At 61.4% G+C, this 15,140-nt stretch carries 15 protein-coding genes; 8 read left to right on the forward strand and 7 right to left on the reverse strand.

Annotation, left to right across the window (positions count from 1 at the left end; translation table 11 throughout):
- Positions 1–12: 12 nt before the first annotated feature.
- Positions 13–1,137 carry a GNAT family N-acetyltransferase gene (locus AC1Q6I_RS03425; RefSeq protein WP_024076811.1) on the forward strand — a complete coding sequence of 375 codons (1,125 nt, stop codon included), beginning with the start codon at positions 13–15 and terminating at the stop codon, positions 1,135–1,137.
- Positions 1,138–1,149: 12 nt separating this feature from the next.
- On the opposite strand, the gene aqpZ is transcribed toward AC1Q6I_RS03425, so the two are convergent.
- From aqpZ to AC1Q6I_RS03450, 5 genes are all read right to left on the reverse strand, one after another.
- Positions 1,150–1,851, reverse strand: coding sequence for an aquaporin Z (gene aqpZ, locus AC1Q6I_RS03430; protein WP_024076810.1), 702 nt, complete (start codon positions 1,849–1,851; stop codon positions 1,150–1,152).
- A 188-nt stretch (positions 1,852–2,039) separates the two neighbouring features.
- Positions 2,040–3,872 (reverse strand): ABC transporter ATP-binding protein, encoded by a 1,833-nt coding sequence (locus AC1Q6I_RS03435; protein ID WP_024076809.1) that lies wholly within the window; start codon positions 3,870–3,872, stop codon positions 2,040–2,042.
- An 83-nt stretch (positions 3,873–3,955) separates the two neighbouring features.
- The gene (locus AC1Q6I_RS03440) at positions 3,956–4,519 is read right to left on the reverse strand and encodes a peptidylprolyl isomerase A (protein WP_003210708.1); all 564 of its coding nucleotides are present in this window, start codon (positions 4,517–4,519) and stop codon (positions 3,956–3,958) included.
- A 3-nt stretch (positions 4,520–4,522) separates the two neighbouring features.
- Entirely contained in the window at positions 4,523–5,326 is an 804-nt protein-coding gene (locus AC1Q6I_RS03445) for an alpha/beta fold hydrolase (protein WP_069076804.1), read from the reverse strand.
- A 14-nt stretch (positions 5,327–5,340) separates the two neighbouring features.
- Entirely contained in the window at positions 5,341–6,264 is a 924-nt protein-coding gene (locus AC1Q6I_RS03450; RefSeq protein ID WP_024076807.1) for a LysR family transcriptional regulator, read from the reverse strand.
- A 49-nt stretch (positions 6,265–6,313) separates the two neighbouring features.
- On the opposite strand from AC1Q6I_RS03450, the gene AC1Q6I_RS03455 reads away from it, so the two are divergent.
- The 3 genes from AC1Q6I_RS03455 to AC1Q6I_RS03465 all read left to right on the forward strand — a co-directional run bounded on the left by AC1Q6I_RS03455 (position 6,314) and on the right by AC1Q6I_RS03465 (position 8,448).
- Positions 6,314–6,628 (forward strand): 3-phosphoglycerate kinase, encoded by a 315-nt coding sequence (locus tag AC1Q6I_RS03455; protein WP_102623519.1) that lies wholly within the window; start codon positions 6,314–6,316, stop codon positions 6,626–6,628.
- Between the two features lie 151 nt (positions 6,629–6,779).
- Positions 6,780–7,379: an FMN-dependent NADH-azoreductase gene (locus AC1Q6I_RS03460; RefSeq protein WP_024076805.1), complete on the forward strand. Its 600-nt coding sequence runs from the start codon at positions 6,780–6,782 to the stop codon at positions 7,377–7,379.
- 202 nt (positions 7,380–7,581) lie between these two features.
- A complete protein-coding gene (locus AC1Q6I_RS03465) occupies positions 7,582–8,448 on the forward strand; it encodes a carboxylate/amino acid/amine transporter (protein WP_102623518.1) in 867 nt (288 codons plus the stop codon).
- 296 nt (positions 8,449–8,744) lie between these two features.
- On the opposite strand, the gene AC1Q6I_RS03470 is transcribed toward AC1Q6I_RS03465, so the two are convergent.
- Positions 8,745–10,043 carry a mechanosensitive ion channel family protein gene (locus AC1Q6I_RS03470; protein WP_024076803.1) on the reverse strand — a complete coding sequence of 433 codons (1,299 nt, stop codon included), beginning with the start codon at positions 10,041–10,043 and terminating at the stop codon, positions 8,745–8,747.
- A 193-nt stretch (positions 10,044–10,236) separates the two neighbouring features.
- Here AC1Q6I_RS03470 and AC1Q6I_RS03475 point away from each other — a divergent pair, with 193 nt between their 5' ends.
- The gene (locus tag AC1Q6I_RS03475; protein ID WP_102623517.1) at positions 10,237–11,583 is read left to right on the forward strand and encodes a DEAD/DEAH box helicase; all 1,347 of its coding nucleotides are present in this window, start codon (positions 10,237–10,239) and stop codon (positions 11,581–11,583) included.
- Between the two features lie 48 nt (positions 11,584–11,631).
- Here AC1Q6I_RS03475 and AC1Q6I_RS03480 read toward each other — a convergent pair whose 3' ends face one another.
- Entirely contained in the window at positions 11,632–11,907 is a 276-nt protein-coding gene (locus AC1Q6I_RS03480; protein ID WP_024076801.1) for a hypothetical protein, read from the reverse strand.
- Between the two features lie 155 nt (positions 11,908–12,062).
- Here AC1Q6I_RS03480 and AC1Q6I_RS03485 point away from each other — a divergent pair, with 155 nt between their 5' ends.
- The 3 genes from AC1Q6I_RS03485 (at position 12,063) to AC1Q6I_RS03495 (ending at position 15,136) form a co-directional block, all read left to right on the forward strand.
- The gene (locus AC1Q6I_RS03485; RefSeq protein ID WP_024076800.1) at positions 12,063–12,452 is read left to right on the forward strand and encodes a hypothetical protein; all 390 of its coding nucleotides are present in this window, start codon (positions 12,063–12,065) and stop codon (positions 12,450–12,452) included.
- A 130-nt stretch (positions 12,453–12,582) separates the two neighbouring features.
- Positions 12,583–14,298 carry a copper resistance system multicopper oxidase gene (locus AC1Q6I_RS03490; protein WP_102623516.1) on the forward strand — a complete coding sequence of 572 codons (1,716 nt, stop codon included), beginning with the start codon at positions 12,583–12,585 and terminating at the stop codon, positions 14,296–14,298.
- A 10-nt stretch (positions 14,299–14,308) separates the two neighbouring features.
- Positions 14,309–15,136, forward strand: a complete 828-nt coding sequence (locus AC1Q6I_RS03495) for a copper resistance protein B (protein ID WP_102623545.1) — start codon at positions 14,309–14,311, stop codon at positions 15,134–15,136.
- Positions 15,137–15,140 lie beyond the last annotated feature (4 nt).

Below are 15,140 nucleotides of genomic sequence, written 5' to 3' on the forward strand. Positions count from 1 at the left end.
GTGAGGATGCCGATGCCGTTGCAACGCCTGCCAAGCCTGTCCGAAACCGCCCCTCAGACCTGGGATGCCCTGGTGCCGCACGCCCAACCGTTCGTGCGTCATGCGTTCCTGAGTGCGCTGGAGGACAGCGGTAGCGTCGGCCCCCATTCCGGCTGGCAACCGGAGCATCTGTTGCACTGGGAGGGCGATCGGCTGGTCGCGGCGTTACCCGGCTATCGCAAATGGCACTCCTACGGCGAGTACGTGTTCGATCACGGCTGGGCGGATGCCTGTGAGCGTGCCGGTATCGACTATTACCCCAAGCTGCTGACGGCCGTACCGTTCAGTCCGGTCAGCGGACCGCGCGTGTTGGCGGCCAATGCCGCCGACGCTTTTGAACTGCTCCAAAGCCTGCCGGGCTACCTGGAAATCGAGGGGCTCTCCGGCGCCCATATCAATTTCACCGATGCGTTGGCCGATGACGCCCTGGCCCAGCAGCCGGGCTGGATGCAGCGCCTGGGTTGTCAGTTTCACTGGCAGAACCGTGGCTATCGCGACTTCCAGGACTTTCTCGACGCCCTGAGTTCACGCAAGCGCAAACAGATGCGTAAGGAACGCGAACAGGTGGCGGGACAGGGCATTGAATTTGAGTGGCTACAAGGCCATGAACTGAGCGAAGCGCAATGGGATTTTGTCTATGCCTGCTACGCCAACACCTACGCCGTCAGACGCCAATCGCCCTACCTGACCCGCGCGTTTTTCAGCCTGCTCGCCGAGCGCATGCCCGAAGCTATCCGCGTGGTGCTGGCCAAGCAAGGCGCCCGCCCGGTGGCCATGGCGTTCAGCCTGGTCGGTGGCGACAGTTTCTACGGCCGCTACTGGGGCTGCCTGGCGGAGTTTGACCGCCTGCATTTCGAAACCTGTTTCTACCAGGGCATGGACTACGCCATCGCCCACGGCCTGCAACGTTTCGACGCCGGCGCCCAGGGCGAGCACAAGTTGATTCGCGGGTTTGAGCCGGTGATTACCCGGTCATGGCATTACTTGCGTCATCCGGGGTTGAAAAAAGCCGTTGAGGATTTCCTGGCGCGCGAGCGGGTGGGGATCCTGGCGTATGCCGAAGAGGCGAGGGCAGCCCTGCCTTACCGGCAGGGCTGAACCCGCGCGGCCTCAGGCCGGCTCCTCCTTGCCCAGCCATCGATAGGTAAAACCGCCGACCACCGCGCCGAGAATCGGCGCGAGCCAGAACATCCACAACTGCTGGATCGCCCACCCGCCCACGATCAGCGCCGGGCCCGTACTGCGGGCCGGGTTGACCGAGGTGTTGGTCACGGGGATGGAGATCAGGTGGATCAAGGTCAGGGCCAGGCCGATGGCGATCGGTGCGAGGCCCTTCGGGGCACGAGGGTCGGTGGCGCCAAGGATGATCAGCACGAACATCGTCGTCATCACTAACTCACAGACAAACCCCGCAGCCAATGAGTAGCCCCCCGGCGAATGCTCGGCATAGCCGTTGGAGGCCAGGCCCGACGCCAGTTCAAACCCTGGCTTGCCGCTGGCGATGAAGTACAGCAGCGCTGCAGCGACCGTGCCGCCAATTACCTGGGCCACGATATAGGCCGGTAACTCCCTGGCCGGAAACCGCCCGCCCACCACCAGCCCCACCGATACCGCCGGGTTCAGGTGACAACCGCTGATGTGTCCGATGGCGACGGCCATGGTCAGCACCGTGAGCCCGAACGCCAGGGCTACACCCAACAACCCGATGCCGACGGCGGGAAACGCCGCGGCCAACACCGCACTCCCGCAACCGCCCAACACCAGCCAAAACGTGCCCAACCCTTCTGTGACTGAACGCTTGAACAAAGACATGCAACCCGTCCTTGATAGATCGCTCTACCGAATCAGTAAATCAGTGATGCTCCCTGCGGATTTACTTCAGCGCCCGCCTGGGCACTGCACTGAGTACAGCACGGTTCCGGCACAAATCCAGGGTACTCATGGGGGAGGGAGCAAGCTCCCTCCCTCTCACATTTTGAGTTGCGTAGGCCCGGCAGTTTTCAATCGATACCGACAAACCCGCCAGTCTGGTGTTGCCACAACCGCGCATACAGCCCGCCATGGGCCAGCAGCTCGGCGTGGCTGCCGCTCTCGGCGATCTGGCCTTTCTCCAGCACCACCAGGCGATCCATGCGTGCGATGGTCGACAATCGGTGCGCAATCGCAATCACCGTCTTGCCTTGCATCAGGGTCTCCAGGCTTTCCTGGATGGCGGCTTCCACTTCCGAGTCCAGCGCCGACGTGGCTTCGTCCATGATCAGGATCGGCGCGTCCTTGAGCAGTACGCGGGCGATGGCAATCCGTTGCCGTTGGCCGCCGGAGAGTTTGACCCCGCGCTCACCCACGTGTGCATCCAGCCCGGTACGTCCTTCGGCATCCGACAGCAGCGGGATGAACTCATCGGCGCGCGCCTTGTGCACGGCGGCCCAGAGTTCTTCATCGGTCGCATCCGGTTTGCCATACAGCAGGTTGTCGCGGATCGAGCGGTGCAGCAGCGAGGTGTCCTGGGTGATCATGCCGATCTGTTCGCGCAGGGATTCCTGGGCAACCTCGGCGATGTCCTGGCCGTCGATCAGGATGCGCCCGCCCTGCAGGTCGTAGAGGCGCAGCAGCAGGTTGACCAGGGTCGATTTGCCCGCGCCGGACGGGCCGATCAGGCCGATTTTTTCCCCGGCCTTGATGGTCAGGTTCAGGCCGCCAATGATCCCGCTCTTCTTGCCATAGTGAAAATCCACCTGCTCGAAGCGCACTTCCCCATGGGGGACGCTCAGGCGCGGGGCGTTTTCGCGGTCGATCACCGCCAGTGGCTGGGCGATGGTTTTCAAGCCGTCCTGCACCATGCCGATGTTTTCGAAGATGCCGTTGACCACCCACATGATCCAGCCGGACATGTTGACGATACGAATCACCAGACCGGTCGCCAGCGCAATCGCGCCTACGGAAATCAGCGAGTGGGTCCACAACCACAGGGCCAGGCCAGTGGTGGTGACGATCAGCAGGCCGTTCATAGTGGTGATCACCACGTCCATGCTGGTCACCACGCGGCTGGCCAGTTGGGTTTTTTCGGTCTGCTCGATGAGCGCTTCCTTGGCGTATTGCTGCTCGTAATGGGTGTGAGCAAACAGCTTCAAGGTGGTGATGTTGGTGTAGCCGTCGACAATCCGGCCCATCAATTTGGAGCGCGCCTCGGAGGAAATCACCGAGCGCTCTTTCACCCTGGGCACGAAGTAGCGCAGCGCCAGGCTGTAGCAGACGATCCAGGTCACCAGCGGGATCATCAGGCGCCAGTCGGCTTCGGCAAACAACACCAGCGAGCTGATCGCATAGATCGCCACGTGCCAGATCGCATCCACCGCCGCGACAGCGGAGTCGCGCAGGGAGTTGCCGGTCTGCATGATGCGCTGGGCAATACGCCCGGCGAAGTCGTTCTGGAAGAAATTCAGGCTCTGCTTGAGCACGTAGCTGTGGTTCTGCCAGCGGATCAGGCTGGTCATGCCGGGACTGATGGTCTGGTGCACCAGCAGGTCATGCAGGGCACCGAAGATCGGGCGCAGCAGCAGGGCCACCACGGCCATCCAGATCAGTTCGGTGCTGTGCAACTGGAAGAAGTTCGCCGGGGGCGTCCCCTGGGCCAGGTCGATAATGCGGCTCAGGTAGCTGAACAGCGCGACCTCGATCAGCGCACCGATCAGGCCCACCACCAGCAGCGCGGCAAAACTCGGCCACACCTGGCGCAGGTAATAGAGATAGAAGGGCAGGACTTTATCGGGAGGGGCCGCGCTGGGGGCTTCGCGGAAGATGTCGATCAGTTGTTCAAAACGACGATAGAGCATTAGGGTTGACGCCCGCCTGGCGGGCTCTCCTGTTCAAATGCGCACGGTGCCTGGTGGGCACCGCACGGAACTACCTGCAGACCTCAGTCGATGCGCTTTGCCGACTTGATCAGGACAGGATCGATAGGCACGTTCTGCATGCCTTGCTTGGTGGTGGTCTGCGAGTTGACGATGATGTCGACCACATCCATGCCCTTGACTACCTTGGCGAACACGGCATAACCGGCGTCGCGACCTGGATCGAGGAAGGCATTGTCGGCGACGTTGATGAAGAATTGGCTGGTGGCCGAGTTCGGATCGTTGGTGCGCGCCATGGACAAGGTGCCACGTACGTTGTGCAAGCCATTGCTGGCTTCGTTCTTGATCGGCGCTTCGGTCGGTTTTTGCGACATCTGCTGGGTGAACCCGCCGCCCTGGACCATGAAGCCCGGGATCACGCGGTGGAAAATCGTGTTGGTGTAGAAGCCCTTGTCGACGTAGGCCAGGAAGTTTTTGGTACTGATCGGCGCCTTGACCGGGTCCAGTTCGATTTCAATGTCGCCATTGGTGGTGGTGATCAGTACGTGCGGCGCCTTGGCAGGCTCGGCCGCCATCAGGTTGGCAGCGAACAATACGGAACCGGCGAAGAAGGCGATTTTTTTCAGCATGGGTCAGTGATCCTGGGTAGTGGTTTCGACTGTCTTTAGAAAATCGAGCAACGTAGCGTTAAAGACTTCGGGTTGGTCCAAGGGCGTGGCATGGCGGGAATCCTCGATCACCACCAGCCGCGCATCGGGCAGCAGTTTTACATAGATTTCTTTCTGCGCCACGGGGGTGTAGTCGTGGTCGGCGCTGATGACCAGGGTTGGACAGGTAATCCTCGAAAGTCGTTCCTGTACGCCCCAGCCCACAATCGCGTCGAAGCTGGCGAGATAAGCACGTTTGTCGTTTTTTGCCCAGCGTTCGGCCATCTTGCGGCGCAGGTCGGCCTGGTGCGGTTTGGGGAACAGCCGGTCGCCGAGAGCCTTGCCGATCGTGGCCAGGCTGAGCACGCGCGCGAGGGTCCAGCGCTTGGCCCACTGCCAGTAATCATCGGCACTGCGAACCTTGACCTCGGGCGCGCTGTTGACGATGCACAGGCTCTTGACCAGGCCGGGCTCGTCCACCGCCAGCTGGAAGGCGATCATCCCCCCCATGGACAAGCCCACCACATGGGCGGGCGGCAGGTCCAGGTGTTCGATCAGGGCGAGCAGGTCGAAGGTAAAGCCCTGGATACTGTAGCGCTCTCGAGGTTTGTCGGAGCGCCCATGGCCGCGTACATCCACCACGATCAAGCGGTAATGCCTGGCCAGCACCGGGATCTGCAGCTCCCAATCCTGGCTGCTGGAGCCCAGGCCATGGATCAGGATCAGCGGCGTGCCGTGACCGTATTCCTCGTAATGCAGGTTGCAGCCTTCGTGGTCGAACCAGGCCATGCTTGAACTCCGTTTCAGGCTTGCTGCGGGGCGGCGAAAGGGGCGTCCAAGGGGGCCGTGTCGAACGTGCGCAGCAACTCCACCAGGATCTGCGTGGCTGGGCCCAAGGGTTTGTCCTTGTTTGAATACAGGTAGAACGTCGGATGGCGGCTGCCGCCCTGTTCCAAGGGTAGCTGCTTGAGCACGCCTTCGGCGAGTTCGCGTTCGATCATGTGCCGGGGCAGCCAGGCAAAGCCCAGGCCGCTGCCGACAAAGGCGGCGGCGGTGGCCAGGCTGCCGACGGTCCAGCGCTGCTCGGCGCCAAGCCAGCCCACATCGCGCGGCTGCTGGCGACCTGAATCGCGGATCACCACCTGCATCTGGCTTTCCAGGTCCTGGAAGCTCAACTCGCGGTTCATGCGGTGCAAGGCATGCTCGGGATGGGCCACGGCGATGAACTCCACATCGCTCATTTCCGTGCCCAGGTAGCCGGGAATGCTGAAACTGCTGATCGCCAGGTCGGCCACGCCTTCCATCAACAGCTCTTCGACGCCCGACAGCACCTCTTCACGCAAGCGCACGCGACAACCGCGGCTTTGCGGCATAAAGGCCGTCAAGGCACGCACCAGGCGCGCATTCGGGTAGGCGGCATCGACCACCAGGCGCACTTCGGCCTCCCAGCCCTGTTCCATATGGTGGGCCAGGTCTTCCAGTTGACTGGCGTTTTTCACCAGTTGCCGGGAGCGGCGCAACAGCACTTCACCGGCCTCGGTCAGCACCGCCTTGCGCCCGTCGATGCGCAACATCGGAACGCCGAGTTGGTCTTGCATGCGGGCCACGGTGTAGCTCACCGAGGACTGCGAACGGTGCAGCGCTTCAGCCGCCTGGGCGAAGCCGCCATGGTCGACCACGGCTTGCAGCGTGCGCCATTGATCAAGGGTAACGCGGGGCGCTTTCAAGATGAGCTCCTCTTGTCCTAAGCTGGCGGTCCTTATTGGAGACTGCCGAATGAGAAAATTCTGTTGTGTGTTGCTGGCGCTGTTGCCGATGAGTGCCTTTGCCTACCCCATCGACGTGACTAAAAAAATCGACGGCGTGAGCATCGATTACACCGCCTCCGATGTGGACGGCGACATCAGCTCGATTCAATTGAATAACTACGGCATGAAGGACGCCGTGTGTTCGGTCACCTTTACCAACGGTCCGGAATCACCCCGTCGACGCACGGTCACGGTACCGGCGGGTAAAAGCACCAACACCACCGTCAAGTTCAACCGCGCGATCATCAAGATGCGGATCGCCCTGGCCTGCGCCCCGAAATAAAGCAGCAGCGGAGCGTCCCGACAGGAATACTCCGCTTATAAACAAATTTCTAGATGGTTTATAGCAGTTTTTTGCGCTTTTTTATCGAATTGGCTCTGTCTACTCTTTACTCCATCGCCTTACAGCAAATGCAGATGGAGCCTACGAAGCCATGTCCAATGTTCTGATCATCGAAAGCAGCGCCCGCCAACAGGATTCGATTTCCCGGCAACTGACCCAACAGTTCATCAGCCAATGGCAGGCCGCCCATCCGGCAGATCAGATCACGGTGCGTGACGTCGCCCTTGACCCGGTGCCGCACCTGGACGCCAACCTGCTCGGCGGTTGGATGAAACCTGCCGACCAGCGCAACCCCAGCGAACAGGCCTCCCTCGACCGTTCCAACGAATTGACCGATGAACTGCTCGCCGCCGACGTGCTGGTGATGGCGGCACCGATGTACAACTTTGCCATCCCCAGCACCCTCAAAGCCTGGCTGGACCACGTGTTGCGTGCGGGTGTGACCTTCAAGTACACCGCCACGGGGCCCCAAGGCCTGCTCACCGGTAAACGCGCCATCGTGTTGACCGCTCGCGGCGGTATCCATGCCGGCGCCAGCTCCGATCACCAGGAACCCTACCTGCGCCAGGTCATGGCTTTTATCGGGATCCATGACGTCACCTTCATTCATGCCGAAGGCGTGAACCTGAGCAGTGACTTCCAGGAAAAGGGCATCAACCACGCCAAGGCGCTGCTGGCGCAGGTGGCTTGATCCTTTAATCGCTAGATAATCGCGCGGTGTTTATATCGCTCCACGCAAACCCTTCAAGTACGCGTAAGAACCTCCCTTTGCACTTGTTGCTCCTGAGTGCTCCTGCCCGACTGACGCTATAGCGAGGTCGGGTTTTTTTTGCCCCGAGTTTCGTCAAACGCCGAAAACCTTTAATGTCCCGCCCATTCGAAATGAGGCGTGCATGGGCTATCTACTGGTTGTCACCCTGATTCAGGCATTTTCCTTCAGCTTGATCGGCGAATACCTCGCCGGTCACGTCGACAGCTACTTCGCGGTGCTGGTGCGTGTGCTGCTGGCCGGGCTGGTCTTTATCCCGTTGACCCGCTGGCGCGCGGTAGAACCGGCCTTCATGCGCGGCATGCTGGTGATTGGCGCGCTGCAGTTTGGCGTGACCTACGTGTGCCTGTACCTGAGCTTTCGTGTGCTCACGGTGCCGGAGGTGCTGCTATTCACCATCCTCACTCCGTTGCATGTGACCCTGATCGAAGACGCGCTCAACCGCCGCTTCAATCCCTGGGCGCTGATCGCCGCCTTGGTGGCGGTGACGGGAGCGGCGGTGATCCGTTTCGACCAGATCACCCCGCACTTCCTCATGGGCTTCCTGTTGCTGCAACTGGCCAACTTCACCTACGCCGCCGGGCAGGTCATGTACAAGCACCTGGTGGCGCGCTACCCCAGCGACCTGCCGCACTATCGACGCTTCGGTTACTTCTACCTGGGCGCGTTGTTGGTGGTGCTGCCGGCGTTCCTGTTGTTCGGCAAAGCCAACTTCCTGCCGGAAGCGCCATTGCAATGGGGCGTGCTGGTGTTCCTCGGATTGGTCAGTACCGCCTTGGGCATGTATTGGTGGAACAAGGGGGCCTGCCTGGTCAACGGCGGCACCTTGGCGGTGATGAACAATTTGCATGTGCCGGTGGGGCTGCTGCTGAACCTGCTGATCTGGAACCAGCACGAGCCGCTGGGGCGGTTGGCGTTGGGTGGCCTGGTGATTTTGGGGGCGGTGTGGATCAGTCGGTTGGGGGCGCGCAAGGTGCCAGTGCTACGCTGACCCCCTCAGGGGAGCGGGCTGTTGTGGAGAGCCGCAATGCCAGTCAGTTAAGGAAGAACTGTAACTGTGGCGAGCAGGCTTGTTGTGGTGAGCGGGCTTGTTGTGGCGAGCGGGCTTGCCCCGCGTTGGGCTGCGCAGCAGCCCCAAAACACAGCCCTGGGGAGCTGCCTGGCACACTGCAGCGTTCTTATTGGGGCTGCTGCGCAGCCCAACGCGGGGCAAGCCCGCTCGCCACAGGGGGGGGCAGTTTGCTGCGCGGCAGCGCTAAGTCAGAAACTCCCGCGGAGGATGCGGTGTTAACCCGAATGCTGTTCGATGGCGGGTAGATGACTGGCCCCCAACACCGCCGGCAACACCCCGGCACGCAAGTCATTCCCGCTGGGTTGTTGATAGAGACTCAACCCAAATTCCGGCAACACCGCCAGCAAGTAATCGAAGATATCCCCCTGGATCCGCTCGTAATCCGCCCACGCGGTGGTGCGGGTGAAGCAGTAGATTTCCAACGGCACACCCTGGGCGGTGGTTTGCATCTGGCGCACCATGCAGGTCATGTTCGGTTGGATGTCCGGGTGGCTTTTCAGGTAGGCCAGGGCGTATGCGCGGAAGGTGCCGAGGTTGGTCATGCGGCGACGGTTGGCCGACAGTTGCGCGCTGTGGCCCTGGGCTTCGTTCCAGGCCTTGAGTTCGGCCTGCTTGCGGCTGATGTAGTCGGTGAGCAGATGCACCTGGGTCATGCGCGTTTCTTCATCATCGCGCAGGAACCGCACACCGCTGGCGTCGATGTACAGGCTGCGCTTGATGCGTCGCCCACCCGACGCCTGCATGCCGCGCCAGTTCTTGAACGACTCGGACATCAGGCGCCAGGTGGGGATGGAGACGATGGTTTTGTCGAAGTTCTGCACCTTGACGGTGTGCAGGGTGATATCGACCACATCGCCGTCGGCACCGACCTGCGGCATTTCGATCCAGTCGCCCACCCGCAGCATGTCGTTGCTGGTGAGCTGCACGCTGGCGACGAACGACAGCAGGGTGTCCTTGTACACCAACAGGATCACCGCCGACATGGCGCCCAGGCCCGACAGCAGCAGCAACGGCGAGCGGTCGATCAGGGTGGCGACGATGATGATTGCGGCAAAGACAAACAGCACCATCTTCGCCAGTTGCACATACCCCTTGATCGAGCGCGTGCGCGCATGTTCGGTACGGGCATAGATGTCGAGCAGGGCGTTGAGCAGGGCGCTCATGGCCAGCGTCATGAACAGGAGGGTGAATGCCAGCGCGACGTTGCCGATAAACAGGGTGGCGGTCTTGCTCAGGTCTGGCACCAGGTACAAGCCGAACTGGATCACCAGGGACGGCGTCAGCTGTGCCAGGCGATGGAAGACTTTGTTGTGCCGCAGATCGTTGAGCCAATGCAGGGGCGGTTGCCTGCCGAGCAGCTTGATGGCGTGAAGGATGAGGTAGCGCGCCACCCGGCCCAGTAACAAGGCCACCACCAGCAACACCAACATACCCAGGCCAGCATGCAGCAACGGGTGTTGATCGAGGGCGCCCCAAAGGTCTTGGACGTTGAGCCAGAACTGTTTGATATCCATGGGTGAAACCGATTCTTCTGTAAGACAAGACGGGGCGATTAGAGCATTTAAGTGCAATAAAGTTGACGTTGTGGACAAACCAGCTGACAAAAAAGCGGCTGATTAGCGCCGTTCGCGTAAAGAAACTCGGTTTGGACGGCCGAAACCGGTACCCTATGCAGCTGATATTTTGTATTTCTTCGAGGTAGCACCCGTGTTTTCCCAATTCGCCCTGCACGAACGCCTGCTCAAAGCCGTGGCCGAGCTTAAATTTGTCGAGCCTACGCCTGTGCAAGCAGCGGCCATCCCGCTCGCGCTCCAAGGGCGTGACCTGCGGGTGACGGCTCAAACCGGGAGTGGCAAGACTGCCGCTTTCGTCCTGCCGATTCTTAACCGCCTGATCGGCCCGGCCAAAGTCCGCGTCAGCATCAAGACCCTGATCCTGCTGCCGACCCGCGAGCTGGCCCAGCAGACCCTGAAGGAAGTGGAGCGCTTCTCGCAATTCACCTTCATCAAGTCCGGCCTGATCACCGGTGGCGAAGACTTCAAGGTCCAGGCCGCCATGCTGCGCAAGGTGCCGGATATCCTGATCGGCACGCCGGGCCGCATGATCGAGCAGCTCAACGCTGGCAACCTCGACCTCAAGGAAGTCGAAGTGCTGGTGCTGGACGAAGCCGACCGCATGCTCGACATGGGTTTTGCCGACGACGTACAGCGCCTGGTGGGCGAGTGCGTCAATCGCCAGCAGACCATGCTGTTCTCCGCCACCACCGGTGGTTCGACCCTGCGCGACATGGTGGCCAAGGTCCTGAACAACCCTGAGCACCTGCAGGTCAACAACGTCAGCGACCTGAACGCGACCACGCGCCAGCAGATCATCACCGCTGACCACAATGTGCACAAAGAACAGATCCTCAACTGGCTGCTGGCCAATGAGACCTATCAGAAAGCCATTGTCTTCACGAATACCCGCGCTGCGGCCGATCGCATCTACGGTCGCCTGGTGGCGCAGGACTACAAGGCGTTCGTGCTGCACGGCGAGAAAGACCAGAAGGACCGCAAGCTCGCCATCGATCGCCTCAAGGCCGGCGGCGTGAAGATCCTGGTGGCCACCGACGTCGCCGCCCGCGGCCTGGACGTGGACGGCCTGGACATGGTCATCAACTTCGACATGCCCCGCAGCGGCGACGAATACGTGCACCGTATCGGCCGTACCGGGCGTGCGGGCAACGAGGGCCTGGCGATCTCGCTGATCTGTCACGGCGACTGGAACCTGATGTCGAGCATCGAGCGCTACCTCAAGCAGTCGTTCGAGCGTCGCACCATCAAGGAAGTCAAAGGCACCTACACCGGGCCGAAGAAGGTCAAGGCGTCGGGCAAGGCCGTTGGCGTGAAGAAGAAAAAAGTCGACGCCAAGGGCGACAAGAAAAAGGCCGGCGCCAAGTCGCCGACCAAGCGCAAGATCACCAACCGGCCGAAGACCGACAACCTGTCGCTCGTCAGCAAGGACGGCATGGCACCGCTCAAGCGCCGCAAGCCAGAAGCGCCGGCTGCCGAGTAAGGCTGAGGTGAAATAAAAAAACCGGACGTTGTCCGGTTTTTTTTGCCTTCAGTTTTTCGCCTTGGCGGCGGCCTCTTTCAATTCTTTGAGGCGGGCATCGATCAACTGGCACTTGTCGGGGAACTCCGCGCTCTGGGTATCCAGGTCCATTTTCTGCAACTCGTCGTTCATCTCCTTGGCCTTGGAGGGGTTCTGTTCGGTGAGTTTCGCTACTTCCTGCCCCAGCTGTTCGCGCTTGGCGGTCGCCTCGTCCGGCGTACAGGCCCAGGCGGGCAGGGCAGTGAGCAACGTGGCGGCAATGACCAGGTTCATCAGGGTTTTCATACTGGGACCTCCTTGGTGGTTATGTGCAGTTGAGGACGCGAACGTCTGGAAAGTTCAGAGAAATGACGCTCGTCCATTCGGCTGAACGGCCAGTGACGCGGCGTGTCACACCTTGAGACGGGCTCCCTTTCCATCGGCCCGCAGGAGGAATCAGGATGACGACTTACAACTGGGATTTGATCGAACGTCTGCTGCATGAAGTGCAGAACGGCGAGGGCAGCTTCGCCCCACGCAAGTACGCCGAAGAGGAAGCGGCCGAGAAGGCCACGGCGGGCGAGTCCACGGGCAACCTGGATGCGTTGAAAAAAACCGCTGCGGATTATGAAGCGCTGCTGTTCAAGCGCGGTTTTATTGAATCGCGACCTGAGGAAGAGGGCGGCAACGGCGAAAACTTTATCCTGACCGGGCTCGGCGCGCAGTTGCTGGCGCTGATCGACAGCTCTATTCCGGGCAATGATCACCCACGCCAAGTGCTGGATGAGCAGGCAGATGCGTTGGATCCGGCGACCTTTGCTGAAGTGGCGTCCAAGGCACAGATCGCTTGAACCCCTCCATACCCGGCCCGTTTGCGCCGCCGGGGACGCCGAAGCTGTCAGATCGGTAATCTGCCGCTAAGGTTGCTGACAGCTGGCGCCACCTAATCTGCAGCCATTCATCTCATGGACTTGAATCGGCATGCATTCCACTACCTCCAGACGAACCTTCGTCAAAGGCCTGGCCGCCGGCGGCTTGCTCGGTGGGCTCGGGCTATGGCGCCCGCCGGTTTGGGCGCTGAGCAATCCCGGCCACCCCACCGTGCTGACGGGCAGCGAATTCGATCTGTTTATCGACCAGACGCCCGTCAACCTCAGCGGCCAACAGCGTACCGCGCTGACGATCAATGGCAGCCTGCCCGGCCCGCTGTTGCGCTGGCGCGAGGGCGACACCGTGACCCTGCGCGTGAAGAACCGGCTCAACGAGCCTACCTCGATCCACTGGCACGGCATCCTTCTGCCGTCCACCATGGACGGCGTGCCTGGCCTCAGTTTTGAGGGGATCGAACCGGGTGGGGTGTATGTCTACCAGTTCAAGGTCAAGCAGCATGGTACCTATTGGTACCACAGCCATTCCGGGTTTCAGGAGCAACAGGGCGTGTACGGGCCTCTGGTCATCGATCCCAGGGAGCCGGAGCCGTTCAGTTACCAGCGCGACTACGTCGTCATGCTGTCGGACTGGACCGACGAAGACCCCGTCGCGCTGATGAAGACCCTCAAGAAACAGTCCGATTACTACAACCGGCACAAGCCCACGGTGGGCGATTTTATCAGCGATGCAGGCAAGCACGGCTGGTCGGCTACGGTCGCCGATCGGCTGATGTGGGCGCGCATGAAGATGAATCCTACCGACCTCGCGGACGTCAGCGGCGAGACCTACACCTACCTGCTCAACGGCCAGCCGCCCGGTCGCAACTGGACCGGCTTGTTTGAGGCCGGGGAGAGAATTCGCCTGCGCTTTATCAACGGCTCGGCGATGACCTATTTCGATGTGCGCATTCCGGGGCTGAAGATGACCGTTATCGCCGCCGACGGCCAGCCGGTGCAACCGGTCAGCGTCGACGAGTTCCGCATTGCCGTGGCTGAAACCTTTGATGTGCTGGTCGAGCCCACTGCCGCCGCCTACACGCTGTTTGCCCAGTCGATGGACCGTACGGGGTATGCCCGTGGCACGCTGGCCCGGCAGGCGGGGGCGGAGGCCTCAGTGCCGGCGCTTGATGCGCGCCCTTGGATAACCATGGACGACATGGGCATGGGCGGCATGGACCACGGCGCCATGGGCGATATGCCGGATATGGAAGGCATGGACCACAGCGCCATGGGTTCGATGTCGATGCAGAGCCATCCGGCCAGCGAGCAGGACAACCCGCTGGTGGATATGCAGGCGATGAGCCCGATGCCCAAGCTCGACGACCCCGGCGTCGGCCTGCGTAACAATGGCCGGCGCGTCCTGGCCTACGCCGACCTGCGCAGCACCTTCGAAGACCCCGATGGCCGTGATCCCTCGCGTACGATCGAGTTGCACCTCACCGGGCATATGGAGAAGTTTGCCTGGTCATTCAATGGTGTGAAATTTTCCGCTGCCGAACCCTTGCAGCTGACCTATGGCGAGCGGGTGCGACTGGTACTGGTCAACGACACCATGATGAGCCACCCGATTCACCTGCATGGCCTGTGGAGCGACCTTGAAGATGAAAACGGCCAGTTCCAGGTGCGCAAACACACGATCGACATGCCACCGGGTACCCGGCGCAGTTACCGCGTGACGGCCGATGCTCTCGGCCGCTGGGCCTATCACTGCCACCTGCTGTACCACATGGAAATGGGCATGTTCCGTGAAGTTCGCGTGCATGAATGAGGAAGCGGGCATGAACCATCGTGTTATATCGCTGTGCATCACGTTTGCCACATTAACCTGCGGCTCGCTGGTGTTGGCGGATGAACTGCAGGGCATGAGCCCGGCGGCTTCGTCCGCACCCACCCAAAGCCGCACACCGATCCCGGTACTGACCGACGCCGATCGCGCAGCGGTCTATAACGCGCCTGGCGGGCACAGTGTGCACGACAGCGCGATTCATTCGATGCTGCTGATCAACCAGTTGGAATGGCAAGGCGCCGACGATGGCAGTGCGCTGAACTGGGATATCAAGGGCTGGGCCGGCGGTGATATCGACCGACTGTGGCTGCGCAGCGAAGGCGAACGCAGCGCCGGCCGCACTGACAGCGCCGAAGCCCAGGTTTTGTGGGGGCACGCCATCAGCCCTTGGTGGGACTTGGTTGGCGGTGTGCGGCAGGATTTCAAACCCGGTCACAGCCAGCGCTGGGCAGCCTTCGGCATCCAGGGCATGGCGCTCTACAACTTTGAGGCCGAGGCGACGCTGTTTGTTGGCGAGTCGGGCCGCACCGCGGCCCGGTTGGAAGGCGACTACGACATTCTGCTGACCAACCGCCTGATCCTGCAGCCGACCGCGGAACTCAACTTTTATGCGCAAAACGATCCGCAGCGCCGCGTGGGCTCAGGCCTTGCGGAAAGCGAATTGGGCCTGCGGTTGCGCTACGAGGTACGCCGAGAGTTTGCGCCTTACGTGGGGGTCAGTTGGAACCGCACCTATGGGCAGACAGCACAGTACGCCCGCGCGGAGGATGAAGACGTCAGCCAACTGCGCTGGCTGGTCGGTGTGCGCCTATGGTTTTGACACT

This window comes from Pseudomonas sp. MPR-R2A5 (assembly GCF_058793055.1).